17 protein-coding genes and 1 pseudogene are annotated in these 19,653 nt (G+C 60.7%); 8 read left to right on the top strand and 10 right to left on the bottom strand.

Features of this window, described 5'->3' with window-relative positions; genetic code table 11:
• Positions 1-274: 274 nt before the first annotated feature.
• Positions 275-598, bottom strand: a complete 324-nt coding sequence (locus tag GA0061098_RS39335) for an H-NS histone family protein (RefSeq protein WP_091966897.1) — start codon at positions 596-598, stop codon at positions 275-277.
• A gap of 191 nt (positions 599-789) precedes the next feature.
• Between GA0061098_RS39335 and GA0061098_RS47575 the strand changes: the two genes are divergently transcribed.
• Positions 790-981, top strand: a complete 192-nt coding sequence (locus tag GA0061098_RS47575) for a transposase (RefSeq protein ID WP_091966899.1) — start codon at positions 790-792, stop codon at positions 979-981.
• Between the two features lie 1,264 nt (positions 982-2,245).
• Here GA0061098_RS47575 and GA0061098_RS39350 read toward each other — a convergent pair.
• Positions 2,246-3,280, bottom strand: coding sequence for an aldo/keto reductase (locus GA0061098_RS39350; RefSeq protein ID WP_091966903.1), 1,035 nt, complete (start codon positions 3,278-3,280; stop codon positions 2,246-2,248).
• A 1,288-nt stretch (positions 3,281-4,568) separates the two neighbouring features.
• Between GA0061098_RS39350 and GA0061098_RS39355 the strand changes: the two genes are divergently transcribed.
• The 6 genes from GA0061098_RS39355 (at position 4,569) to GA0061098_RS39380 (ending at position 11,296) form a co-directional block, all read left to right on the top strand.
• The gene (locus GA0061098_RS39355) at positions 4,569-5,570 is read left to right on the top strand and encodes an autoinducer 2 ABC transporter substrate-binding protein (protein WP_091966947.1); all 1,002 of its coding nucleotides are present in this window, start codon (positions 4,569-4,571) and stop codon (positions 5,568-5,570) included.
• Between the two features lie 108 nt (positions 5,571-5,678).
• Complete coding sequence (locus GA0061098_RS39360; protein WP_091966905.1) at positions 5,679-7,163, top strand: sugar ABC transporter ATP-binding protein; 1,485 nt, start codon at positions 5,679-5,681, stop codon at positions 7,161-7,163.
• Positions 7,156-8,160, top strand: a complete 1,005-nt coding sequence (locus GA0061098_RS39365) for an ABC transporter permease (protein WP_091966948.1) — start codon at positions 7,156-7,158, stop codon at positions 8,158-8,160. The genes GA0061098_RS39360 and GA0061098_RS39365 overlap by 8 nt, the downstream gene beginning before the upstream one ends.
• A complete protein-coding gene (locus GA0061098_RS39370) occupies positions 8,157-9,164 on the top strand; it encodes an ABC transporter permease (RefSeq protein ID WP_091966907.1) in 1,008 nt (335 codons plus the stop codon). The genes GA0061098_RS39365 and GA0061098_RS39370 overlap by 4 nt, the downstream gene beginning before the upstream one ends.
• A 6-nt stretch (positions 9,165-9,170) precedes the next feature.
• On the top strand, positions 9,171-10,586 hold the full coding sequence (locus GA0061098_RS39375) for an acetate and sugar kinases/Hsc70/actin family protein (RefSeq protein ID WP_091966909.1): 1,416 nt from the start codon (positions 9,171-9,173) through the stop codon (positions 10,584-10,586).
• Positions 10,583-11,296 carry a class II aldolase/adducin family protein gene (locus tag GA0061098_RS39380; protein WP_091966911.1) on the top strand — a complete coding sequence of 238 codons (714 nt, stop codon included), beginning with the start codon at positions 10,583-10,585 and terminating at the stop codon, positions 11,294-11,296. Before GA0061098_RS39375 ends, GA0061098_RS39380 begins: the two co-directional genes overlap by 4 nt.
• A gap of 937 nt (positions 11,297-12,233) precedes the next feature.
• On the opposite strand, the gene GA0061098_RS46595 is transcribed toward GA0061098_RS39380, so the two are convergent.
• The 6 genes and pseudogenes from GA0061098_RS46595 to GA0061098_RS39405 all read right to left on the bottom strand — a co-directional run.
• Positions 12,234-12,551: a universal stress protein gene (locus GA0061098_RS46595; protein ID WP_347337558.1), complete on the bottom strand. Its 318-nt coding sequence runs from the start codon at positions 12,549-12,551 to the stop codon at positions 12,234-12,236.
• A complete protein-coding gene (locus tag GA0061098_RS46600; RefSeq protein WP_245323904.1) occupies positions 12,490-12,750 on the bottom strand; it encodes a hypothetical protein in 261 nt (86 codons plus the stop codon). The genes GA0061098_RS46595 and GA0061098_RS46600 overlap by 62 nt, the downstream gene beginning before the upstream one ends.
• Positions 12,750-13,133: a universal stress protein gene (locus GA0061098_RS46605; protein WP_245323905.1), complete on the bottom strand. Its 384-nt coding sequence runs from the start codon at positions 13,131-13,133 to the stop codon at positions 12,750-12,752. Before GA0061098_RS46605 ends, GA0061098_RS46600 begins: the two co-directional genes overlap by 1 nt.
• Positions 13,134-13,715: 582 nt before the next feature.
• A complete protein-coding gene (gene mnhG, locus GA0061098_RS39395) occupies positions 13,716-14,114 on the bottom strand; it encodes a monovalent cation/H(+) antiporter subunit G (protein ID WP_091966915.1) in 399 nt (132 codons plus the stop codon).
• Positions 14,111-14,392: a K+/H+ antiporter subunit F gene (locus GA0061098_RS39400; RefSeq protein ID WP_091966917.1), complete on the bottom strand. Its 282-nt coding sequence runs from the start codon at positions 14,390-14,392 to the stop codon at positions 14,111-14,113. The genes mnhG and GA0061098_RS39400 overlap by 4 nt, the downstream gene beginning before the upstream one ends.
• Positions 14,389-14,745: pseudogene (locus GA0061098_RS39405) on the bottom strand (Na+/H+ antiporter subunit E); the annotation flags it as partial. The gene GA0061098_RS39400 and the pseudogene GA0061098_RS39405, both read right to left, overlap by 4 nt.
• Positions 14,746-15,117: 372 nt before the next feature.
• On the opposite strand from GA0061098_RS39405, the gene GA0061098_RS39410 reads away from it, so the two are divergent.
• A complete protein-coding gene (locus tag GA0061098_RS39410; RefSeq protein ID WP_245323906.1) occupies positions 15,118-16,428 on the top strand; it encodes an FAD-binding oxidoreductase in 1,311 nt (436 codons plus the stop codon).
• A 230-nt stretch (positions 16,429-16,658) separates the two neighbouring features.
• On the opposite strand, the gene GA0061098_RS39415 is transcribed toward GA0061098_RS39410, so the two are convergent.
• Positions 16,659-17,981 (bottom strand): NAD(P)/FAD-dependent oxidoreductase, encoded by a 1,323-nt coding sequence (locus GA0061098_RS39415; protein WP_091966922.1) that lies wholly within the window; start codon positions 17,979-17,981, stop codon positions 16,659-16,661.
• 147 nt (positions 17,982-18,128) lie between these two features.
• The gene (locus tag GA0061098_RS39420) at positions 18,129-19,601 is read right to left on the bottom strand and encodes an aldehyde dehydrogenase family protein (RefSeq protein ID WP_091966924.1); all 1,473 of its coding nucleotides are present in this window, start codon (positions 19,599-19,601) and stop codon (positions 18,129-18,131) included.
• Positions 19,602-19,653: the final 52 nt, after the last annotated feature.

Genomic DNA, 19,653 nt, shown 5'->3' on the forward strand with positions numbered 1-19,653 from the left:
GGGTGCCCTCGCGGTGTGCATGACACGGCACAATACTTGCTACGGTGCGGGGGGCCCGATTAGTGCGTGCGGAGTTGTTCCCAGTGGGACGAAAGGTCCGGACTTCAAAGAAGCAGAAGCGTGTTACGCCGGACCTACTGATCCTGGCTGCTGAGCTTGAGAGGCTGAAACGAAAGCGCGCATCAATCCCCGACCTCGAAAAAATCTGGAGCGAAGTGCAAGCACTCCGAGTGCAAGTTAGGAGAGCCGAAATCAGACGCCGGCACTGAACCGGCTACATCGCGGCCCGGTCGATACGTAAGTCATCGATCCGTTTTCCGGACTTCAACAGGTTTGTTACCCAGCGAGGCTGCTTACCGCGCCCGGCCCAAGTCTCCGATCTATTTGACGGGTTTCGATACTTTGGAAGAACCTTGGGATAGCGCCGTCGGGCGCGAACGGTATGCGGCGCAACGGCGCCGCCGAGCTTAGCCAACCGCTCCTCTAGCGTCTTTTGTTTCGCCGCGAGTTTTGCTGGGAGTATGGCCTCGGTCTGGCGGTAGAGATCCCAAAGCTCCTCGATGGACATCTGCGCCAGCGTATCACTAGACGGTTTCATATCTTGCTCCCTTCAGGAGAAGACCCCCAAAATTAGGTTCCAACATTGGAACTTTTTTGAGGTTTTTTAGCGCCTGATCCTCGTTAAATCGGTGATCCTTCGGGGCACGACTGGTCTCTGCGACATATTGCTTCGTTGGCTACACACCATAATGGATCGTGATTGGGCCGCCTTTGATTTAACGCAAGACGATGCCCGCGTTCAGGGCGCCTCCATACGCTGGAGCCCGATCTATTCTGGGGCGCATCTCCAAGCGCGGGAGCAAGTATCTCAGGACCCTATTCATCCAGGCTGCAAACGTCATCCTGATGCGCGCACAATTGGGATCGCTTCAGCTTCGGAACATGGCTGCAGAACGCAGCTCCAGGGCTGCACCGCAATAAGCTGGCAACGACCCTGGCCAACAAGCTGGCGCGGATAGCATGGAGCATCTTGCGCAACGAGAAGACCTTCGACGCACCCCATTACGAAGTGATCGCAGTCTGAATCCTACCCCGAGTTCGCGACAGAGAAAATGCCGGATTGATGAACGCATCCAGAGTCTGGTGACCCAAATGGTTGCTTGCCGACCTATCCGCTAATAGACCAACGATGCGTGCGTATTCCGATCAAGGCCACGGCCCGCGAACCGATCGAACACGCCGGATACGTATCAGCGACTCCCGAAACCCACGCACGATCTCTATTGCGAAACGCAGCCGGTCCATACATTCGGGTCACAAGCGGCGGTCGTGGCAAGCACAGCCCTAGGCCCGGTTTACGGCCGCTAGCCGACAAGCTGAACTCGAAGAATTACGTAAGCGAGTTCTAGTGGCCGAACAGGCAATGACAGTGGAAGTCCAAGCGGCCGCTTCGCGGCATACACCGGGTGAACGCCTTCGCGTTCTCGACGGTAGCTTGCCACTGCTTCCGCCTCAGACGCTCCTTCTCTAGCGCATTCCGCGGCAGCACATCCCGAATGATCGTATCGATCTCGGCGCCGTCCAACGTTCTCTTGATCCGCAGAACGGTGGAGACAGCCAGGGGGAGCCGGACGAAGTTCGAGCAGTCGTACTGGCATGCTGCTACAGCCAAAATCAGCTATGGGTCAAAAGGGGACCATCGGCATTTCCCCTCCCCTCGTCTGCTTCGCAGTGAGAAGCGGACCTCAACGTTGCACGGACCTCAGAGCCCTGCCGCTGACTGATAAGGTTTTCGTGCGACTGATAAGCTTTGCAGCCAAAGCTTATCAGTTAGCGGACTGACTCCATTTGTCGGATCAGTCCGCCATCTGACTCCATTTGCGACCAAACCTTTTCATGATCGAGACGCCGCCTTTGTCCTCTCGCTGGTCCTGCGCTGAAATGAATATTTCTTGGCCGCAGTGCTCACCAGCACCGACGTGAAGACACTGCCGGCGATGGTCCGCGATTCAGACTGGCGAAGGCATCAGCCGGTCGTCAGCGGCCGCGCCGTCGACGGCCGCGATCGCGCCTCTCGTCATCGTCGGCATCTTCCTTGAACGATCCATGCTTCGCGGTTCACGAGGGTGCGGGGAAGTAGCGGCGAGCAATATGATGAGATCAACTACGGCCGGTCGATGCGGTGCACCTCTCCCGCGCAAAGAGAGGTAATCCGAGTCTTCAGCTAGTACCGATTCAAGCGTATTCATCCGGTCCACCTCGGAACAGGTGCTTCCGATTCCAGCAGGCGTGCGGCCTTGAGATCGCTCCAGAGCGCGGCTGGCACCGTGGCGCTCAGCGCTGCCACATTGCGCTCGACCTCTTGCGCATTATGCGCCCCGAGCACTACGCTCGCGACCGCGGGATGACCGAGCGCGAAATGTAGTGCAGCCGTTGCCAGCGCGACGCCGTGGGCTGCGCAGATACGCTGGATTTCGGCAACCTTCGATAGGATCTGCGGCGGCGCATCCTGATAATTGTACTTGGCGCCTTTGGTGGCGCCCGTCGCTAAAATCCCCGAATTGAATACGCCGCCGAGCAGCACCGCGATGCCTTGCTTCAGCGCAAGCGGCATGAACTCCTCGAGTGCAGGCTGCTCAAGCAGCGAATAGCGCCCGGCAAGCAGCATCACGTCGAAGGATCCGGCCTGCGCAAAGCGCACGCACATCTCGGCCTCGTTGACGCCGATTCCGATGCCCGCGACCACGCCTTCGGAACGAAGTTTGTCGAGTGCTACATAGGCCCCGGACATCGCTTCGCGAAATCGGTCCTCGATCGCGTCCTTGCCGTGGGTCCACACATCGACATCATGGATCAGCAGCAGGTCGATCCGGTCGGTGCCAAGTCGCAACAGCGACTGCTCGACCGAGCGCATGGTGCCGTCATAGGAATAGTCGACGACGGCCCGGTGCGGGTGTCCACCAACAAATCCGGACCGAGTCTCCGGCTGATGAAACGGCTCCATCCAGCGACCGGTTTTGGTGCAGAGCACCACATCCTTGCGCGGCACGCGCCGAAGCGCCGTTCCACAGCGATGCTCCGAGAGGCCATTGCCATAGTGCGGTGATGTATCCAGCAAATTGATGCCGAGCTCGAAGGCGCGGCTCGCGGCGGCAATCGCAGTCTGGTCGTCGAGCTTGAGAAAGAGATCGCCGAGCGGTGCGGTTCCGAACCCGAGGATGGAGACTTCGAACCTGGTTCGGCCAAGTGTGCGTCGCGGCAACGCTGATTGCGAAGCCATGGTGGATGCTCTCCCTTATCCTTATCCGCGCCTCAATCGCGCGCTGGTCTCATTGGCAGCGACGCGCAGGGTATGTATTTGCCGTCACCTGTCAACGCGAAGAATGCGAGCCCCTTGCAAGGCTATTCGGATCATACCATCGTGCCAACCGCACCCCGCGACCTGCGGCAACATGGAGGAACGGTCCTCGCCTAAGTCACGCACGATACGCGCTTTGCACGCCTAATCGCCTAGCTTCAGCTCGAACGGCAATACGAACGAACGCGAGGGCGGCTGTCAGTTATCACGCGTGGTCTCCGCCGATGCGACGCCGAGCAAGGAAGTTCGTTTCGCCAAATTCTGGAAGATGCAGACGACACCGACCGCATTCGCCGCCGACGGCGTGGCCAAGCTTCGAGACGCTGGCAGGCTTTAAAGGCGTATTGTGTCGGGTCGGCAGTCGGCATGGCTACGCCTCCACTTTGGCAGCCATCAGCGCTTCCATTGATGGCCAGCGCGTCCGGACGACCATGAAGCAGGTTGGGTCGGCGCCGGGGCCGGAGACTATCCTGGGACCCTGCCAGAGCGCTCACCGACGACGGCAGCAAGCCGGCGCAAGCCAGCCCCGCCAGACGAAGCGTCCACGTTTCTCCCTGAGAGTTTGTGTGTCACTTCAACGCGGCGCATAGCCATGCCGAGAATTGACCTTCCCGTGCGCGTGTCGCGCTAGGGATGGCATGCGACCTGCGATACCGACAAGTTGAGGGCGGGCGCCCGGGCGCGAGACATGATCTGAAAGCACGGTCGGACGATGACAATTGCGGGAAGCGAAAACGTAACAATGACAGTCAGATGTTCGCGGCCGGCAAGGGATTGTGCAATAGCGAAGCTGGCCATAGCCGGCCTTTCATGGTCGCACCCGCGCGCGTGACGAAAAAAATTACACTCAGGGAAAAGTGTGAATCGCTGTGCGAAGCCGAACGAAGCCCGCTTGCTGAAGGAGAGTTCTGAAGCCAAAGGCTGGGATTACTTGCTTCGTCCGGCGGGGTGGCGTTGCTTCGCTGACATGATCACTCGCAGCTCCTCACTCAGCAGCTCGAAGGCGAGACCAGGTATCGCACTGCGATGGTGGCTGGCGAGCACGTCACTTGCTTGACACGTTCTGGAGCGCCGGTCTCTAATCTGCCTCGAGGTCCTGCGGTTGGACGGGCAATATTTTCTGCCCCCAAGCAAGAACAGGGTCGACTGCCCACCCAGCGGCCGTCAGGTCAAGGGTGCGGTATCCAAGATAGTTTCCTGGGAGGGAATGATGGACAGACGCCAAACGCTCAAGCTGATCGGTGGTACGGCCGCGTTGGCCAGTGCCGGTTTTCCGGGCTTTGCCTTTGCGCAAGCCCAAAAGGAAATGGTCACGGTCGTGAAGATCGCGGGAATTCCTTGGTTCAACGCACTTGAAAAGGGAATCCAGAAGGGTGCGAAGGATTTCAGCATCAATGCCACTATGGTTGGTCCAGCGAACGTCGATCCGGCACAGCAAGTAAAGCTCCTTGAGGATCTGATTGCCAAGAAGGTCAACGTGATCGGCTTGGTGCCGCTTGATGTAAAAGTCTGCGAGCCCGTGCTGAAGCGCGCCCAGGCCGCCGGAATCAAGGTCATCACGCATGAGGGTCCGGAACAGGAAGGCCGCGACTGGAATGTGGAACTGATAGACTCCGTTCGCTTCGGTGAAGTGCAGATGGAGCGTCTCGCCAAGGACATGGGCGGCGAAGGCGATTACGTGGTTTATGTGGGCACCTTGACGACGCCGCTTCACAACAAGTGGGCCGACGCAGCAATTGCCTATCAGCAGAAGAATTTCCCGAAAATGAAGCTCGTCGCCGACCGCTTCCCTGGCGCCGACGAGATCGACACCAGCCAACGCACGACGCTCGACGTGATCAAGGCCTATCCGAACCTACGCGGCATTCTTGGCTTCGGCTCGAATGGACCGATCGGGGCCGGCAATGCGGTGCGTCAGCAACGGCTTGGCAAGAAGATCGCCGTAGTCGGCACCGTGCTGCCGAGCCAGGCGAAATCGCTCATCGCGGATGATACTATCCGCGAGGGTTTCCTGTGGAATCCCACTGATGCAGGTTACGCCATGGTTGCAGTTGCCAAACTCGTGCTTGATGGCAAGCCAATCACGGATGGCGTCGATGTTCCCGGCCTCGGCAAGGCCGCGGTCGATGTGGCCGGCAGGCAGATCAAGGTCGACAAGATCATGCGGATCAACAAAGTGACCATCGACGGACTGATCGCCGGAGGACTCTAGACACCGGCCCCATCCGCCTCGTCGCTCAGCATTCCCGGCTTTCCGGCCGGGAATGCGATCCTCGTCGAGGCAATCGCTTGACAAGCGGTCCCATGACAGGACGAAGCCTTGACGAATTTCCTGGAGATGTCCGGCATATCAAAACGTTTCGGCGGCGTGCATGCGCTTCGCGACGTCGATCTCACGCTGGAGGTCGGAGAAGTTCATTGCCTTGTCGGCGAAAACGGATCCGGCAAGTCGACGCTGATCAAGATCATTTCCGGCGTCGAGGCGCCGGAAGCAGGAGGCCGGATCATCATTTCCGGCAAGGAGTATCCAAAACTAAGCCCGGTCTACTCCACCCATTGCGGCATTCAGGTCATCTATCAGGATCTATCGCTATTCTCCAACCTCACCGTCGTCGAGAACATTGCCATGGCGCACCATCTTGGCGGCGTCCACACGGTGAACTGGTCCTCCATGCGGGCCGTCGCCGTGGCCACAATGGCGAAGGTCGGCATTGAGGTTGATCCGGAAACAAAAGTCTCCGAACTCAGCATTGCCGGACGCCAACTGGTCGCGATCTGCCGAGCTCTGGCGGCGGATGCCAAGCTTCTCATCATGGATGAGCCGACGGCGTCGCTGACTCGCCACGAGGTCAACACCTTGATCAAGCTCGTCAGCGACCTGAAGCGAAGCGGTATCTGCGTCGTATTCGTGAGCCACCGCCTCGACGAGGTGCTTGAGATCGCCGAACGCGTGACCGTGTTGCGGGACGGCGCCAAGGTAGGCACCTTTGCCGCAGCGGCCATCGACAGCGGAAAACTCAGTCACCTGATGACCGGGAAAGCTTTCGAGTATCAAAAGCAGGTGCCCGACCTTGCCGTGGGTGCGGTTGTCCTCCAAGTCCAGGGCCTTGGCCGCGATGGTGACTACGACGATGTGAGCTTGCAACTGCGCGCCGGAGAAGTCGTGGGGCTTACCGGATTGCTTGGATCGGGCCGAACCGAGCTCGCACTGTCGCTGTTCGGCATGAACCCGCCCGATCGAGGCACCATGGCGCTTGACGGCCACCGCATCGCGCTGAACACGAATGCAGACGCGATCCGTCGAGGCATCGCTTACGTATCTGAGGACAGGCTTACGCTTGGCCTCATCCTTGACCAGTCGATCACGTCGAACGTCACGCTTACTGTGCTGGAACGTCTCGCTGGTACATTCGGCCTGATTGGCACACGCGCGCGGCAAAGCCATGTTGCGCGATGGGTCGCCGAACTCGGAATCAAGGTGTCTGATCCCAACAACGCGGTCAAGACGCTCTCCGGCGGCAATCAGCAGCGGATCGTGCTCGCCAAATGGATGGCGACCAACCCACGAGTGCTTATCCTTGATAGCCCAACGGTCGGTGTCGACATTCGCGCTAAGGATGGGATTTATGAGATCATCCGGCGGCTGGCCCGCGAGGGCGTCGCAGTGCTGATGATATCAGACGAAATCCCCGAGGTACTTTATCACAGCCATCGCGTGCTGGTGATGCGCGAAGGGCGTTTGACCGCTGACGTGATGGCCGCAGACACCTCCGAAGATGCGCTTCGGCAGGCGGTCAATGCCTAAACCGCGGTTTGCTTCATTTGGCAGGTTTCGGCGCAGCCATGAGTTCTGGCTGTTGATCGTCATCCTCGTGCTCTGCGCCAGCCTGGGCGCGGCGAATGGCCAGTTCCTGACCATGCAGAATCTGTTCGACCTGCTGACCTCCTACGCATTCGTAGGCATCCTCGCCCTCGGGCTGCTCGTGGTGCTGATCGCTGGCGGAATCGACATCTCCTTCACGGCGACGGCATCGGTCGCACAATATGTCACGCTTAGCGTAGCGAACGCATACGGCGCGAACTGGATCTGCGTTTTTGCGATCGCGATCGGCATTGGCGGTGCGCTCGGTGCCCTCAACGCCATCTTCATTCGGAAGCTTCGCATACCATCAATCATCGTGTCCGTCGCAACGTTGAACATTTTCTATGGGCTGCTGATTTTCTTCACGGGCGGTAAGTATATCTATTCCTTGCCCGACTGGTTCGCGACCGGGATATTCTGGTTCGAGTTCGAGTGGGGCAAGGATACGTCCTACGGCGTCAACCTGCAGATCCTCGCGCTCGGATTCTCATTTCTCTTCACCTGGCTCCTGCTCAATCGTAGCAATATCGGTCGTCAAATCTACGCCATGGGGGGCAACACCGATGCCGCGCAGCGACTTGGCTTCCATGTCTTCGGCCTCAACATGCTGGTCTATTGCTACATGGGGGTCATGGCCGGTATCGCCTCGCTGGTCCAGGCGCAGCTTGCACAGTCCGTCGCTCCGACGGTGCTGGTAGGAAAAGAACTCGATGTGGTTGCGGCCGTCGTGCTCGGCGGCGCCAGCCTGATGGGCGGCGTCGGAACTGTTTTCGGCACGTTTCTCGGGTTGGCACTGCTCGCCATCCTGCAGAATGGAATCATTTTGCTGGGCGTTTCGTCCTACTGGTCGCCATTTTTTGTCGGGTTGGTCATTCTGATCTCAGTCTCGGCGACAGCCTGGTCGCAGCGAGAGCGGCGGCCCCGGAGCGCGCAGCCATGAGAAATGCGCCGACCCTCGCCCTTCGCGGACGCCTGATCCGTTTGGCCGGCAGCGGAACGATCGTAACCCTGATGCTGTTGTTGGTCGCGCTCTGGCTGGTGTTCGCCATCACCATCGGCGACCGGTTTTTCTCCGTCAACACGCTGCAATCGATGGCCTTCCAGATGCCGGAGCTCGGCATCCTTTCGCTTGCGATGATGCTGGCCCTGCTATCCGGCGGCCTCAACCTTTCCATCATCGCCACCGCCAATCTCTCCGGATTGACCATTGCCTTCCTGCTGACGCACTACATTCCGGGCAGTCAGGGCATTGCCTGGGCCGGCGTGCAGGTGCTGGCGATTGCGGCAGGATTTGCCGTCGCCGCATTGGTCGGCCTTGTCAACGGATTTGTCATCGCCTATCTCGGCGTCTCGCCGATCCTCGCAACCCTCGGCACCATGACACTCTGCAAGGGACTTGCGATCGGCCTGACACGCGGCAATGTCATCTCCGGATTTCCGGAGCCCATTGTTTTCATCGGCAATGGAACGGTTTTCGGGGTGCCCTTTGCCCTGATCGTGCTGGCGCTCTGTGCCTTACCCGTCGCGCTCATGCTAAACGCAACGCCCTTCGGGGCAAGGGTTTACATGATCGGCTCGAACGAGAAAGCAACCCGCTACTCCGGCGTCGATACCCGCGCCGTGCTGCTCAAGCTATACGTCCTCTCGAGCCTGCTCGCCGGTGTGGCAGCGGTCGTCATGCTGGCACGTTTCAATTCAGCCAACGCGGCATATGGTGAGAGCTATCTGCTCGTCACCATTCTTGCAGCCGTGCTTGGTGGCGTCGATCCATTTGGCGGCTTTGGCAAGGTCGGCGGATTGCTGCTTGCGCTGATCATCCTTCAGATGATCTCCTCGGCGTTCAACCTTCTCAATCTCAGCCAGTTTCTCACTCTGGCGATCTGGGGTGGCATCCTGATTGCCGTTGCCGCGGTTCCTCATCTGGGTGGCAAAGCACCCCGGTAGACAACGATGACAACATCGGAAGCCTCTCCCCGGATCGCGGTTCTCGATATTGGCAAGACGAATCTGAAACTGCTGGTCGCGAGTGAGGACGGCTGGCCGCTCGAAACATATTCAATCCCGAATGTACCGAACACGGCAGGACCATACCTCGCTTATGATCTGGCCGGGCTGGAAGAGTGGTTTCTCGACACTTTGGCCGTGGTGACGCAACGCCACACCATCGGCGCGGTGATCGCGACTGCGCATGGGTGCGGCGCCGTTCTTGTCGATGGTGACGAGCCAGTGCTGCCGATGATGGACTATGATGCGGTCTCGCCGCCTGAGATCGACCAGGCCTATGCCCGGATTGCACCTGCCTATGATGAAGTGTTTTGCGGTATCAGCGGCGCGATGCGGCTTGGCAAGCAATTGCTCTGGCAGGAAAGCGCGTATCCCGCCGAATTCGCCCGCGCGAAAACCTATCTTACGACCGCGCAGTATTTCGCCTTGCGGCTCGGCGGGTGTGCTGCAAGTGAGATTTCGCAGCTCGCGGCTCAGAGCCATATCTGGGACCTTTTCCATCACCAGCCTTCCTCCTTAATGCGCGAGCGTAGCTGGGACCATTTGCTGCCGGAGCGGGCATCAGCTGGTGCGGTGCTGGGGAGGGTTTCGGAGACCGTCGCCAAGCGTACCGGCCTGGCGCGCTCGACTGAAATCCTCTGCGGCGTGCATGATTCCAACGCAAACCTGTTCCGCTACAAGGCCGCCGGCATGGCCGATACCTCGATCCTATCAACAGGCACCTGGATGATCGGCTTTCAGCGCGGCCTGGCGCTAGACAAGCTCGATGCCGCACGCGGCATGGTGCTCAACATCGATGTCGACGGTGAGAACGTACCCTCCACGCTGATCGCTACAGGGCGCGAATACGACTTGATCGGCAGAGACCACGACGCTTCTGATGCAGCTGTCCTCACCGCATTGCCGAGTCTACTGGCCCTGGGAACCCTGGCACTCCCCTCCTTCGTTGGAGATGACGGACTGTTCCCCGGTGCAGCTCATCGCGGACGCATTATCGGACGGCTGCCCGAGACGCCAGCGGATTGGCGGGGGTTAGCAGTCCTCTACGCCGCATTCAGCGCAAACCGCTGCCTGGATGCGCTTGGCAGCTCGAAACACATCGTCATCGACGGTGGCTTCGCCGCCAACCTGCCCTTCGCACGCGCCCTGGCGACGTTGCGGCCATCGCAGAGCGTCTCGGTGAGCCAATCTCGGGATGGAACGGCGCTCGGCGCGGCGCTGCTGTGGCGACGATTTTCGCGTACGATTCCGGTTTCGAGCGTGGTGCTTGAAGCTGTCACGTCGCTCGGCGAGGATGAGGGCAAACGCACCCTCTCCGCCGCCTATCAATCCTGGATTTCTTTTTCGGAGCACCCATCATGACAGACCGCAATCATGCCGATCTCCGCCAGGGCATCGTCGATACCTGCAAGGAGATGAACCGAAACGGTCTCAACCAAGGGACTTCCGGCAATCTTTCGCACCGGATTCCAAGCGGCATGCTGATCACACCGACAAGCTTGCCGTACGAGCACATGCGGCCCGATGACGTTGTCGCGATGGATTTTGCCGCGAATTACCAGGGCAGCCATCGCCCTTCTTCAGAATGGCGTTTTCATCGCGACATTCTGCGAGCGCGGGACGACATAAACGTCGTGCTTCACACGCATTCCACCTTCAGCACCATTCTCGCCGTGCACGAGCGTGGCATACCCTGCTTTCACTACATGGTCGCGGTAGCCGGTGGCAACGATATCCGTTGTGCGCCTTATGCCTGTTTCGGCACACAGGCGCTATCGGATTATGCCGTCAATGCACTCGAAGGACGAAATGCCTGCTTGCTCGGCCACCATGGCTTGATCGTAACGGCGCAGACATTTGAAAAGGCACTTTGGCTTGCTGTAGAGGTGGAGACCCTGGCAAAGATGTATGTCCACGCGCTGGCGATCGGCGAACCTCCGCGCCTCAGCGAGACCGAAATGGCGCAGGTCCACGAACAGATGAAACGCATGGGCTATGGCCAGGCACCCGATCTCGACGACGTCGGTGACGTTCCACGCCCCGTGCCTCAGCCGAAACTGGCGCCACATTGACTCAGAGTGTCGTTGAACGCGGCTAATCGTTCTCATCGCTAAGGAACCTTGCGAGCAACTCTACCAGCCGCTGGTAATCAAGCTAAAATTGACGAGTCTTTCCCCATAACCATATGCATGCGCCTCGCATCTGCGGGCGCTCTGATACGCATACAGGCGGATTTGGGCTCGACCGAATGCAATGCGCCTTAGTTTTCCTGCCGGCGATCGCCCCGAGCTCGGAGCGGACAAGCGCGCTGAGCTCGGGGCTATTCGCCCGCGATCGGATACCTTGCGAGATACAGGACCCGACGGAATGTTGCCAAGCTCACCATGATAACGTTTAAGTGGGCATTCCTGGCATGAAGTCAAACGCGACATTTCGTCAGCAACGCATAACGCCTCAAGAAGAATAGAAGACCCTTCTCGGCCCGAAGGAGGTGCACTTCCTCTCCTGCGCAAAAAGCCGCGGGCTTCTCTCACTGGTATTAACTTTCAGTGATTGATCGCCCCTTCGGCGGGCAATATTCAGAGCCCTTCTCGAACAAGAACCTCAATTCCGCTCGCTTTTTGGTGGTACTTGTGCCTTTGCCACCGAGGTTCTCTGGCAAAAAGGACGGCCAGTCACCTGCTAAATGCGGAGATTGATAGTGCCGAAGGAATACGAAACATCGGAGCAGCGAGAAAAGCGAGAATTGGACGAGGAGTTGGACCGGCAGCTGCGAGAAACTTTTCCGGCCAGCGATCCCCCAAAAATCACGCGACCAGCCAAACGAACCGCACGGAAATCAGCTGTCCGCGACACTGGGCGAAGACGCGGCTGAGTCGTCTCGGGAGGGCCATGGCGATCCGCGGACATGCGAATGCCCTGCGGACGCCATGCTGCTGCGCAGGGAGATCCCGCGCGTTGGTGCTGGTTGAGACCCTGGACCCCTCCCGGCGAGTCCAGTCGTTCGCGTCACGCCTCAAAAGTGGCAGCGGTGTCCAACTTTGGAGGTCTGACTTCACGGGGGGGCGGAGGAACGACGAGAACGTCCACGTTCACGGACCGCAACACTTCTTCTGTGACGCTGCCAATCAACGCTCGGAGCAACCCAGATCGGCCGTGAGTACCCAGTACGAGCATGTCCGGCCGCTTTTCCGCCACAGCGCGCGCGATCACCTGCATGGGAATGCCCTCGTCGACCCTAAGCGACCATCGCTGGGTGCCGAACTCATTGGCCACGAGAAAACGGCTCATTTTCCTCCATCGCCCCGTGGCGCTCGCTGTCGACATATCCACTGATGACGTCGGAGCTCGCACCAGAGCTGAGCAATCGTCTTTTAGCCACCGGCGAGAAGGCGTGAAGAAACGTCGCTCCGTCTTCCAAAAGCCCGGCGGACAGGCCGAAGCGGATCGCATCGGCCGATGTCTCCGACATGTCGACCGGCACCAGAACCCGTTCGTACTGCCGCTGCGCTTCGTTGTTCACCATTAGCACCGGATACTTCCCTCCTCGAATGACACGCTCGATAGTGGTCCCTGTAAAGATATCGCGCAGAAACTGCTTGCGATGGCCCCCATTACGATGAGATCGGCGCCGACCGCGGCGCTCGCGCGCAAGATCCCGTCGAAGGGGTGACCCCTGATCACGGTCGCATGGCAACGCGCGTCAGGCAGCTCGGGCATCGACCCGATCTGCTCTGTCAGCACCCGCTGAGCCTCGCGCTCTTCCATGCGGGCCAGATTGGCGGGCAGGTCTTCATCAACGACGTGAACAAGGTGCAGCTCGGCACGGCGGGCGCGAGCCAGAAGGCCGGCTTGACGCAAAGCGCGATGAGAACGCGTAGAAAAATCCGTCGCAGCGACGATGATCATGTCAGAACCCTTGTATTGGCCCACCTCGCCGAGGCGATCTCGGCAAGGCGGCGATTTGATTGCTTAGGCCCGCTCATGACGCGGCCACACACAGGCGGCCCCGAGATCCGGAGCAGGAGCGTGTCGCGGTCGAAAGCCGTATGGACGGGAGCGCGAAGGTGACAAAGCACCTTCCAGCGTCACCCTCCTGGGTGATGCGGTATCGGGGGCGGACGGCGCGCAAAGGCTGCGCGGAACCCGTCTGGATCATAAATCCAGATGAACAGGATCCACGAGGTCAGGACGAGTAGTGCCAAAAAGACAGACATGAAGAACTCCCGGCTTGGTCAGAATCGTTGAGTTGCCGCGCCCGGGCGATACAAATCGCCCGGGTCACATGCCGATTTGCAGCCGGTTCTCCCGAATGTCTGGTCGCACCTTGGTCATCACGTCCTCTATTTGGAATGCCGCAGATCTTCGAGCGGCATCCGCAAGATCAGGCCGCCGGCGGCGGCCGGCTGAAGTCGCGGCGAACGTGCACGCAGTCCAGCATCATGCCTACAACGGACTTAAGCATGCGCCGCGGCAGATCAATTGCGACATTTAGCCGGCCTTGCCCGTGGGAGCGTCGCCTGGAACCCTCGCATGAGGCAGCGCCCGGCCTACGGGTTCGCCCAGCTGTGCCCGTTCCGCGGTGTCGCGAAAGTGGGCTGCGCCGACGAGAACGGTCAGCGCGATCGGGGTGGTCACGACGCCGAGTACGACGATCAGGACTTCGTGCAGCACCGGTCTGGTCTGCAGGACCGAGAAGTAGACCATCGAAGCGGCCGCGATGAAGACGGTGCCGAGCGTCGTTCCGAGCGTCGGCGCATGGACCCGCTCGTAGAAGGTGCTCAGCTGCAAAAGGCCCAGCGAGCCGATCAGCGTCACGGCAGCGCCGGTCAACAGGAAGACCGCAGTGAGGACGGCAGCCCAGGGAGGCAAGTGCTCGATGCCGTTCATTCGATCACCTCGCCGCGAAGGAGGAACTTGGCGAGCGCAACCGTCCCGACGAAACCGAACAGGGCCGTGGCCAGAGCCGCCTCGAAATAGAGCGCTTCGCCGGTTCGAATCCCGACCGTCAGAAGCAACAACATCGCGTTGACGGACAACGTGTCGAAACCGAGAACGCGATCCTGCGCGCGAGGTCCAAGGAAGATGCGCAAAGCGCCGCAGCCGATCGCCAATCCCAGCAACACCTGCGCGACCAGGAGCGAGTAGGTCAGCATGAGCTGGCTCATTCGAATATCTCCAGCAGATGACGTTCGTAACGGTCCTTGATGGTGCGGATCCACTCCTCTTCATCGACGAGGTCCAGAACGTGGATGGTCAGCGCCCCTCTTTGGGCGTCGAAATTCACCCACAACGTCCCCGGGGTCGACGTAATGATGCAGGCGAGTGAGGCCAGCCCGTAGGGGTCGCGCATGTCGAGCGGAATCTCCACAAAACCCGATCTGCGCTGTCGCCGCCCCAAACCGAGAACGATCCGTCCCACCGCCAGGTTCGAGCGGACGATGTCCATCGCAACCAGTTGCAACAGCCGCAGAATGACGCCGGGTCGCCTGACCCGCACGGGCGGCAGATCGGAAAGGGCAGCAAGCGTGTCATTTGCCCTCCGCTTGTCGGCTGCTAGAGCCAGTGTCCAGGACGTCGCTGATGTAGTCCGCCGGCGAGTGGAGGGAATGCTCCGCGGCCTGCATGAAGCGGATCACCGACAGCGGCGCAAGCTGCCGACAATCGTGGCAATTCGGCATTGGTTTCTTCTGAATGCCCCCCCAACGGCAGACAATGCGGCACAAACGCGCAAAGATGACCCGATGCCAATCGGGAGCTGAGCATGTCCCAGTCAGTACACGTTCGGGCCTTTCGCGACCTTGTAGGCGACGGAGGCGTCATTGACGACCCGGAGCGGATGGCTGTCTACGTGACGGATCAACGCCAGCTTTCTACGGGCTCGACGTTTGCCGTGCTGAAGCCGACGACGACGAAGCAAGTCGCCGACATCGTGCGGTTGGCGGCGCACCACGGCATCGGAATCGTTCCGCAAGGCGGCAACACCAGCTACTGCGGAGGCGCGACGCCCGACGCCTCCGGACGCCAAATCGTCGTGAGCCTCGAGCGGATGGACAGGATTCGCGAAGTCGATCCCGTCTCCATGAGCATCTCTGTGGACGCCGGCACCATCCTGAAGAACGCACAGGACGCCGCGGCGGCCGCCGGACTTCTGTTGCCGCTCAGCCTCGGCGCGGAAGGCAGTTGCCGGATCGGCGGTAACATCGGGACGAATGCCGGCGGACTATCGGTCCTCAGGTACGGGATGACGCGCGATCTTCTGCTCGGAATCGAGGCGGTGCTGGCGGACGGCACGGTGATTTCCGACATGCGCAAACTGCGGAAAAACAATACCGGCTACGACGTCAAACAGTGCTTCGTCGGCAGCGAGGGAACTCTCGGCATCGTCACGGGCGCGGTGCTGCGTCTGGCGCCCTTGCCGACCCGCCGCGCGACGGCCTGGCTAAAATTGGCGCGGGGCGCGCCGCTCGCCGATCTTCTCGCCCTGATCCGTCGTGAATCCGCGGACCTGCTGACCGCATTCGAGTTCATGGCGGCCCGATCGATCGCGCTCGCGACCGAAGCAATGACCGATCCGTCCACCCTTCGAGCAGGCCCAGAAGGCGCCGTCCTCGTCGAGTTCGCCTCTTCCTCGCGCCATCTCGATCTCGACGAACTGATGGAAGCCGTTCTGGCGGAGCCGATCGAGGCCGGATGGATCGAGGACGCGTTGCTGGCACAGAGCGGATCGCAGCGGACCGCGATGTGGCGGCTCCGCGAGACCATCCCGGAGGGCGAGAAGCGCCGGAACGGATCGGTCAAGCACGACATCTCGGTACCGCTTTCCTCCATTCAGCGCTTCCTGGATCTGGCCGGCGCGCAGGTGCGATCGTATGACGGCGACCTTGAGCTGTCCGTCTACGGCCATGTCGGCGACGGCAATCTGCACTACAACGTGCTCGTTCCTGCCGGCGTCGACCGGATCGAGTTCACCAAGCGGATCGAAAGCAGCCTGTCTCTGCAACTCTACGATACAGCCGCGGCGCTCGGCGGCACGTTCAGCGCGGAGCATGGCGTCGGCCGATTCAAGAAGCACCTTCTGGAGCGGTACGGCGATCTCGGGCGTATCGCGGCGATGCGCCGGATCAAGACCGCCTTTGATCCGGCGGACATCATGAACGCCGGCGCGATCGTTTGCCCATTGGGCGAGAAGTCTACCCGTTGAACCATCGGCCGGCGAGTTGGCGATGCTTTCCAAGCGGTGGGCCTTCGGCCGGTGCACCTCGATCAGCCAAATCGTCTTGTCCATAAAGAAAGAGCCACTCCGAAGAAGTGGCTCCCCTTAGGGACTGCTAAAATCGCGATCAGGTCCCGCACGCAGATGAGGATCTTCGAGCACAGCTCCGAATCCTTTGCTCGCCACGGTACGCGTCGGGCCTGACGTCCGGCTCGTCTTCAGATGGCGGCAATGTCCAGCTTCGAGCCGTCGACCAGACGCGACAGCCGGAACGGTGTTGCATCGACGCAGGGCGTGTCGTTTGCGACAAGCTGTGCGGCCAGATAGCCGAGCCCCGGCCCCAGACCGAAGCCATGACCCGAGCAGCCCGCCGCGAGCACGAGGCCTTCCACCCCGTCCACCTGCGATACCACGGGCACTGCGTCCGGCGTGCAATCGACGAAGCCGCCCCAGGCGCTGTCGATCTTAATCTCGCCGAGTTGGGGGAAGGTTCTCCGGACACTCTCCACCACTTGGCTCACCAGCCATTTCAATGGCGGAGGATCCAGCACGCGATTCTGCTCAAAGATCCGATCATCGTTGGCCAGAAGCGCCGATATCGAATCCGGCCCCGAAACGAACGATTGGCCGATGCCGAGCCTGACGTTCTTCAGGCGACGCAAGAACTGCGGCATGAATTCCCGGCTATACCGGATAGCCTGGGGCGTGATTTCGAGGTTCGCCTTGCCGCTGATCGCAAGCGTGTAGCTGCCATCCAGTCGGCGCGTGATCGTGCAGTAAGGTGTCGAGACCGCCTCGCCGATGTTGATTGTCGGGGTGGAACGCAGCGCGGTCTGCCGGATGCTCGCTTGGGGGAAACTGACCCCGAGCGGCCGAAGGAAGCACGAGGACCAGGCGCCGGCGGCGCACAGCACCGCGCTGGTTCTGATGTAGCCCTTCTCCGTGTGCACGCCCGCAATCTTGCCATTGGCCAAGTCGAGCCCCCGCGCGGCGCATCCCTGATGGATTGTGGCGCCCAGAATTCTGGCCCCCTCAGCGATAGCCGGCGCGGCGAGCGCAGGCTCGGCCTTGCCGTCTCGCTCCGAATAGGTCCCACCGACCCATTTGTCGCGCGCTTCGGGGACGCGCTCGGCCACTTCCGCCCGGCTCAGCACGTGGGTATCGACGTCGTACTCCCTGGCAACCTCGCGCCACTTTTCCCAGCCGGCGAGCACGGCCTCGTCGTGGGTCGCATAGACGAGACCGCAGCGACGAAATCCAAGGTCCCGATTGATATCGCGCGTGAGCTCGTCCCACAGCCGCATGGAGAGCACCGATAGCGGCAGTTCGCGCCGGTCGCGATTCTGCTGGCGGCACCAACCCCAGTTTCGGCTCGATTGTTCACAGGCGACGTGGCCCTTCTCGAGGAGCGCCACGGAGAGGCCGCGCTTCGCCAGGTAATAGGCGGCCGTAGAGCCGAGGATGCCGCCGCCGACGATGACGACGTCGGCCTCGGCCGGGAGACGCTCATCGCTGTGAATGCGCTCGACATGGGGCGACATGGTCCAACGAGCCTCGGCTGCCAAAAATGCGGAAGCAAAGCTTCCGATCAGCCCTTCATCGCATCGTGCGCTCGGTAGAATGTGCTGAAATCATCCAGGACTTCGCAAGATGTTCGGTTTTCTGGCCGTTTGAGCGATACGAGATGCTCAAGCGCGAGAGTGGTAAAATCCGAGGACGGCCTTGGTCTCGAGATACTCCTCCATGCCCTCGATGCCGTATTCGCGACCGTTGCCAGAACGCTTGTATCCGCCAAAGGGAGCATTGGGGTCCCAGTCAGGATAATTGAGATGGACTTGACCCGACTGGATCCGCGCGGCGACGGTTCGCACCGTCTCCATATCAGTGCCCTGCACGTGGGCGCCGAGGCCGTAGACGGTGTCATTGGCGATCGCGATCGCTTCGTCCACGGTGTTGTAGGGAATGATCGACAGCACCGGGCCGAAGATTTCCTCCTGCGCGATCCTCATGTCGGGACGGACGTTCGAGAAAATGGTCGGCCGCGCATAGAAGCCAGTCCGAAGATCGTCGGGCCGCCCTCGCCCGCCGATGACGAGCTTGACGTCTTCTTCCAGTCCGACGCCGATCATGGTCTGGATGCGCTCGAACTGCGGCCGGTTGGCGATCGGACCATGGGTCGTGCTTTCCGCAAGGGGATCGCCGATCACCAGTTCAGAAGCGGCCGCCGCGGCCAAGGTCTCGACCTCCTCGATCCGTGAACGGGGCACGAGCATGCGCGTCGGCGCGCTGCAGGATTGGCCGAGATTGCGGAAGGCGGCGGCGACGCCAAGCGGAACAGCACGGCTGAGATCGGCGTCCGGCAAGATGATATTTGGCGACTTGCCGCCGAGCTCCTGGGCAACGCGCTTGACGGTGGGCGCTGCCGCTTGCGCGACGAGAACGCCGGCGCGCGTCGAGCCGGTGATCGAGATCATGTCGACCAACGGATGCGACGCGAGAGCGGCGCCCACGATCGGACCTGTCCCATTGACGAGGTTGAAGACGCCGGGCGGACAATCGGCATTGTCCATCAGTTCAGCGAATAGCAAAGCGCTCAGCGGCGATAATTCGCTCGGCTTCAACACCACCGTGCAACCGGCCGCAATCGCCGGGGCCACCTTCGCAGTAATCTGATAAAGTGGCCAGTTCCATGGCGTGATGAGGCCGCAGACGCCGATTGGCTCGCGCATGATCGCGGTGCTGCCGCGCGCGGCGATGAACGGATAATTCGCGAGATTGTCGCGGGCGACGCGGATATGCTCGGCGGCCAACGGCACCTGAGCGCGGCGCGCATAGGTGATCGCAGCTCCCATCTCACAGGTAAGCGCCTGCGCGAACAGCTCCAGCCGCTCGAGGAGCAAACCATGAACCCGGTCGAGCAGCGCCGCTCTTTCAGCAGGCGGTATCATGGACCAGCTGGCGAAGGCTCCTCTGGCAGCGGCGATCGCGCAGTCCACATCATCGTCATCGCCGAGCGCGACGTCAGCGATCGGCTGCTCTGTCGCCGGATTGACGACGGTTGCTGCTGCCGCGACTGGTCCGATCGGCTTGCGCCATTCTCCGTCGATGTAGAATTTTCCGAGAAAGCCGGCTTCCGTCAGGTGTCGAACGGGCGAGGTCATTGGGAGCGATCCTTGATCCGGTAATAGACGCCGAGCAGCGGCGGGAACCAGG

The sequence above is a fragment of the Bradyrhizobium shewense genome (genome assembly GCF_900094605.1).
Classification (GTDB): Bacteria; Pseudomonadota; Alphaproteobacteria; order Rhizobiales; family Xanthobacteraceae; genus Bradyrhizobium; species Bradyrhizobium shewense.

What these genes read in the sequence shown, in the direction of transcription:
- GA0061098_RS46605 (WP_245323905.1), bottom strand. Translation starts at nt 13,133, where the DNA reads ATGATCATCGTCGCTGCGACGGATTTTTCTACGCGTTCTCATCGCGCT.
- GA0061098_RS39350 (WP_091966903.1), bottom strand. Translation starts at nt 3,280, where the DNA reads ATGGCTTCGCAATCAGCGTTGCCGCGACGCACACTTGGCCGAACCAGG.
- GA0061098_RS39370 (WP_091966907.1), top strand. Translation starts at nt 8,157, where the DNA reads ATGAGAAATGCGCCGACCCTCGCCCTTCGCGGACGCCTGATCCGTTTG.
- GA0061098_RS39400 (WP_091966917.1), bottom strand. Translation starts at nt 14,392, where the DNA reads ATGAGCCAGCTCATGCTGACCTACTCGCTCCTGGTCGCGCAGGTGTTG.
- mnhG (WP_091966915.1), bottom strand. Translation starts at nt 14,114, where the DNA reads ATGAACGGCATCGAGCACTTGCCTCCCTGGGCTGCCGTCCTCACTGCG.
- GA0061098_RS39365 (WP_091966948.1), top strand. Translation starts at nt 7,156, where the DNA reads ATGCCTAAACCGCGGTTTGCTTCATTTGGCAGGTTTCGGCGCAGCCAT.
- GA0061098_RS39355 (WP_091966947.1), top strand. Translation starts at nt 4,569, where the DNA reads ATGGACAGACGCCAAACGCTCAAGCTGATCGGTGGTACGGCCGCGTTG.
- GA0061098_RS39380 (WP_091966911.1), top strand. Translation starts at nt 10,583, where the DNA reads ATGACAGACCGCAATCATGCCGATCTCCGCCAGGGCATCGTCGATACC.
- GA0061098_RS39420 (WP_091966924.1), bottom strand. Translation starts at nt 19,601, where the DNA reads ATGACCTCGCCCGTTCGACACCTGACGGAAGCCGGCTTTCTCGGAAAA.
- GA0061098_RS39415 (WP_091966922.1), bottom strand. Translation starts at nt 17,981, where the DNA reads ATGTCGCCCCATGTCGAGCGCATTCACAGCGATGAGCGTCTCCCGGCC.
- GA0061098_RS47575 (WP_091966899.1), top strand. Translation starts at nt 790, where the DNA reads ATGCCCGCGTTCAGGGCGCCTCCATACGCTGGAGCCCGATCTATTCTG.
- GA0061098_RS39335 (WP_091966897.1), bottom strand. Translation starts at nt 598, where the DNA reads ATGAAACCGTCTAGTGATACGCTGGCGCAGATGTCCATCGAGGAGCTT.
- GA0061098_RS46600 (WP_245323904.1), bottom strand. Translation starts at nt 12,750, where the DNA reads ATGGTGAACAACGAAGCGCAGCGGCAGTACGAACGGGTTCTGGTGCCG.
- GA0061098_RS46595 (WP_347337558.1), bottom strand. Translation starts at nt 12,551, where the DNA reads ATGTCGACAGCGAGCGCCACGGGGCGATGGAGGAAAATGAGCCGTTTT.
- GA0061098_RS39375 (WP_091966909.1), top strand. Translation starts at nt 9,171, where the DNA reads ATGACAACATCGGAAGCCTCTCCCCGGATCGCGGTTCTCGATATTGGC.